This window comes from Flavobacteriales bacterium, assembly GCA_013001705.1.
In the GTDB taxonomy this organism is placed as follows: domain Bacteria; phylum Bacteroidota; class Bacteroidia; order Flavobacteriales_D; family JABDKJ01; genus JABDLZ01.
On sequence record JABDLZ010000281.1, the window covers coordinates 1 to 4,675 of the forward strand.

A 4,675-nucleotide genomic window follows, 5' to 3' on the forward strand; every position below is an offset into this window, starting at 1 on the left:
GAGCTGATCTGCTCCCCTACGATCGGGTCGAATTCGGAGAACAGCTCATTGGGGATAGGGTTCCTGAAAGCTCCCACCTGCACCTGATAGACCGTCCCACTGGGTAAGGGGACATTGACCGGGATGCCTTCGGTACGAGCAGGCTTGTCTGTGCGCACGGTAAATACATCCGCAACGAGCACTTCGGGGATACCATACTCATTCAGAACAGGTGACACAGCTGGCTCTGGGGCTTCGACCACTTCTTCAATGGGATTAGAAGGGACTTCTTCCACCTCTCCTATCGGATCTGGGATAGATTCTTCTTCCTCAGGATCGATCTCTGCTTCCATTGCCACACTTTCATCCTCTATTGCACGGGTAGTGGCCGCATTGACCAAGGCTGCCTCCTGCACCGCACGGATGTTCTCTTTCTCTTGGGCGATCTCTACCTGATTGGCCTCTGCTTGGTCGATATAGCTTTGGATGACCTGTACCTCGGCCGTTAGCCGGGATTTCTCGTACTCCAATTCCGCAGTAGAGCCTTGATCGGCAATGACATCGATGACTTCGGCCAGCTGTACTTTGCGTGTCCCTAATTCGGTCTTATAATTTTCCAAGGTAGCATCCAGTTCGGTCTCGTAGTTCGTTAGACCCGCCAGTTCGGTCTCATTCTGACGCATCATCTGGATCTCATCCTCATTGAGTTGAGAGGCCCGCTCATCCGATTCGAATCCATAGTTCTCCACCATGGCCTCTCTGGTCAACATCTCTGCTTGAAGGTCCAATACCGGACGTATCTTCTGATCGGTGAGTTGGGCGCTTAGCTCTGGATAGCGCTGCACGGCTATGGAACTACTGATACGCTCGATGCCATCGATGTCCTCTGAAGCCGATATGGATGGGGCATTGGCCAATTCGGGATCATCAAGGATCTGACTCTCATCCGTAGTATCATTCGTGGCGGACTCTGCAGTCTCATCACTCAGGGTATCGGAGCTATCCTCCGTCAAAGCATCTTCTTCCTCTTGAACGGAACCCTCAGCAGGCCTTTCCCCCTCCGATGCGATATCGGCCAGTGTAGACGTGCTGTCAGCTTCTTGTTCAACAGCCACGATATCTCCTTCTGTGAACATGGCCTGATCGATGACCAGGGCTTCTTGGAATTGGAATTCTTCGATGGGCTTCGCTTTCGAGAGATGCACTTCCAGTGCGATGGCTTCTTCCATCTTGTTGAGGGAGCTCAGACCGAGTAGCAAGGCCTTGTTGGTGAAATCGTGTTTCTCGGAAAGCACGGTCGCTTCTGCCGCTTTCTTGCGGTATTCGGAGGCTGTTTGGTCCAATGTATAAGCTTCGGCCATGACATCGGCCACTTCAACGAAACCGGTCCCTTTCCTATTTGCTATCTGCAGGACCTTCTCTTTCCAGAGGAGTTCTTCCTCTATGGGTGATTGGAGTACATCGGCTATCTCGACCTCGTTCTCCATGACTTCTTCGCTAGTCAGTTCGTCCCACTGCACGTTGGCCATGACCTCTTGCAGGGCCATGCTCTCCTTCCTGGACCTGCGATTGTCGAAGAGCTCTTTGCTCCATTTCTCGTTCTCTCCCAAGAACTTCAGATCGAAGGGACTAGCGATCAGCGACTTGACTGTTTCAGCTCTCACCGGAGCAGAACTGGTCTCTTGCGCATCTTCCTCCTCGCTCGCCACATCTGCCACATACTCTGAAGTGGATACTTCCTCGAGTTGCTGGATCTCCTCACTGGTCCATCGTGCTTGATCGCCCTCATCGACCTCTGCCAGTAGGTCTTGTGCCTTCTTGTAGTTCAATGCATTAATAGCCGCTTGAGCACCTTGAGCTTGAGCGAGACTGCGTTCAGCTAGATAGGTAGAACTATGTGTAGCGATGGTCTTTTCCGCCTCTGAGAACTCCACATCGGTCGCTTCTTGCCATAGGTCCACGTCACGTTCGAGTTCTTCTTCCTTCAATTGGATGAATTCTTCCAATGCAGTACGGACCTCTGGATCGATGCTCTCATCGCTCTGCATCCCTTCTCTCTCTTCATATAGTTCTTGGATGAACTCCACATGTTGCTTGGCCCTAGAGCTCAGTTGTACGATATCCGTAGAGGACTCCTCGCTATTGATCTCGGCCAAGGCCGCGTAATGCGCTTCCACCTTTTCACTGAGTCCCTCATCGGCACTTACACGCTGGAGTATGTTGAGTGCATCTCCTCCTCTACTTGCCACTGCAGGCAGTTCCTCATCAGGCACCTCGCTTTCCTTGGCGATGAAGAGCATATCGGTCTTCAAGTCATCTACCAGTTCCCGCATTCGGGTCACCTTTTCTTGCTTGGCTTCATCCTCCGCATAGCCCGGGCTGTAGCGGGTAAGTAGGATCTCTTGCTCCACATACTGTATGGCAGCGCGATTGAGGTCGATCTTGGCTTGAGCCTTTTCCACCGGGTCCATGTCACTGGAATCGATATCTGCACGGGCCGATGGGTAATCGGCACGTATTTCCAGGAGCAATTCATCAGTGTTCATGGATGAAGTCATTCCTGATGGAGCGCTCGCCAATTCCTCTTCTGATCCAGGGTCCGACTCTTGTCCAGTGAGCGTATTCACCTCTTGAGTAGACTGCTCTTGTACATCGACCTCCTCATTGGACACCGATCCGGATTCAGATGTGGATGCCGACTCCAACTCTTCATCAGCCATATCGGAATCGGACGTATCCATAGATCCTACTGGAAGTTCAACATCTGCAAAGTCCATTTCAGTGAATCGCGACATGAGTACTTGTTGCTCTGGTCTATATCCACTCAATATCTCCGGACTGCGAGCTAGGATCATGGCGATCTCCTGATCCTTGAGAATGATCTCTTCTTGTGATTGCTTGACCGACACTATGCCCGCGGTGGTCGTCTCCAGTCCTTCAGAAGTCGTTTCAACTTTCTGTACAGAGAGCATATCGGGATCCTCTCCCAATCTCATCTGCTCCAGAAGCTCTGCTGAAGATGTAGCGATATCAGAGCTGACCTGCATTTCCTCCAATTCGCTGGACTTACGTTCTACTTGCGCCTCCAGATCGCTCAGCTCGCTCCTGAGTGCAGTCAGTTCCGCCTCTATGGCTTTTTTCTCCTTCTGCTTCTTGGTACGTGCTAGTGTATTCTCCTTGGTCAGGATGGTCGTTTGTACCCGGTTCCTATCTTCTTGTATACGCTCGAGACGGCTCAGGGTCTGCTGAGACTCCCGATTGAGCTCCAGCGATGATTTGGTGCTGGTCTCCAGAGCATCTACCATTCCAGAGCCTTTATCCTCAGATCGTTTCACGTCCTTGAGGAGTTCTACGGCCTCTTGACCCTTCCCTTCTTGAAGTGCCAGTTCTATGGCATCGTTCCGTTGGATGAGTCTGGATTTGGTCGATTCGTTCTCCTTGACCATGATATCCATCTGCTGGGCGAGGGAGAGTGCCACTTCTGCCTCCCGGGTAAGTTTCTCTGCCTCCAGCCTCTTCAGAGAAGTGGCTACCAAGAGTCGATCGCGCGCTCCTTGCTCTTGGGTGGATTGTAATTCTGTGTAGAGTGTATTGGCCTCTTGGGTGAGTGCCTCGGCCTGAGTGAGTTTGGCCTGCGCCCGTCCATAGGCCTGGTCTCGTTCTTCACTTTCCAGCATGACCTGCTCAGAAACTGCGGCCGCTTGGGCATAGGCGGTTTCCAATATGGTCTCCATGGGAGTATCCTGAGAGAAACCAGCCTGAATGGCCATATCTTGGGGACTCAAGGGGGCACTCTCAGCCTCTGCGAGGGACTCCTCATCGTAATTGACCTCGAGTTCTGCTTTGTTCTTGAGAATCTCCTGAGCAAGCACCATGACATCCTCAGTAGGTTCTGTATCGAAATTGTTCTTGATGACGAGTTTCTCCTGATTGGAGACGTCCACAAGTTCCATATCCTGTTCAAAGGCTCGCATCTTGCCAAAGGAGGGTACATCGACCAGCCCGGTATGGGTGATCTGACTGTCTTCCACATCGATGAAGAACTTGTACTTCCCTGCCCCGGGGAGATCGATGAGATAGTTGCCATTCGCATCGGTGCGATAGGCTCCTAATTCTTCATTGGTACTGGCATCGATCACCTTGATCTGCGCCTTACGACTTCCTCCTGAACTGTTGTCAAGCGTGCCCTTTACGATAGCCAATTCCAAAGGTGCCGCACGTACTGCCACTTGGTAGACATGCAGACGACCTTCCTCGCTATTCCTTGTGGAGGCGAAATGAGCCAAGCGTGTGTCTTGATCGACCACATAGAAGATATCATCATCTGGAGAGCTTATAGCGAAATCCAAATTGACCGGATTTTCGAATACTCCGGTCGAGAGATTGCGTTCTGCTTGGAAGATGTCATAGCCTCCCATGCTATTGTGGCCTTTGGAGGAGAAATACAGTGTGCGGCCATCGGCATGGAGAAAGGGGAAGTCCTCATCGAATGGACTGTTGACCACCCCGGGCAATTTCACTGGTTCGGTGTATCCAACGCTCGATGTTCGATTTACATAATAGAGGTCCAGATGTTCTCCTTTGCCATAGCTTGAAACGATGATCTGCTTACTTCCATCTGAAGGGAAATACATCAGTGGGCTGTGACCTTTCTTCTTGTCTTGAGAACTGAGCAATTCCTCAGGCACTTTGATGA

The 4,675-nt window shown here is 51.4% G+C and carries 1 protein-coding gene; it reads right to left on the minus strand.

What is annotated here, in order from left to right; translation table 11 throughout:
- Positions 1-4,675 (minus strand): hypothetical protein (locus HKN79_11205; protein ID NNC84134.1); only part of this gene is annotated, 4,675 nt, incomplete at both ends.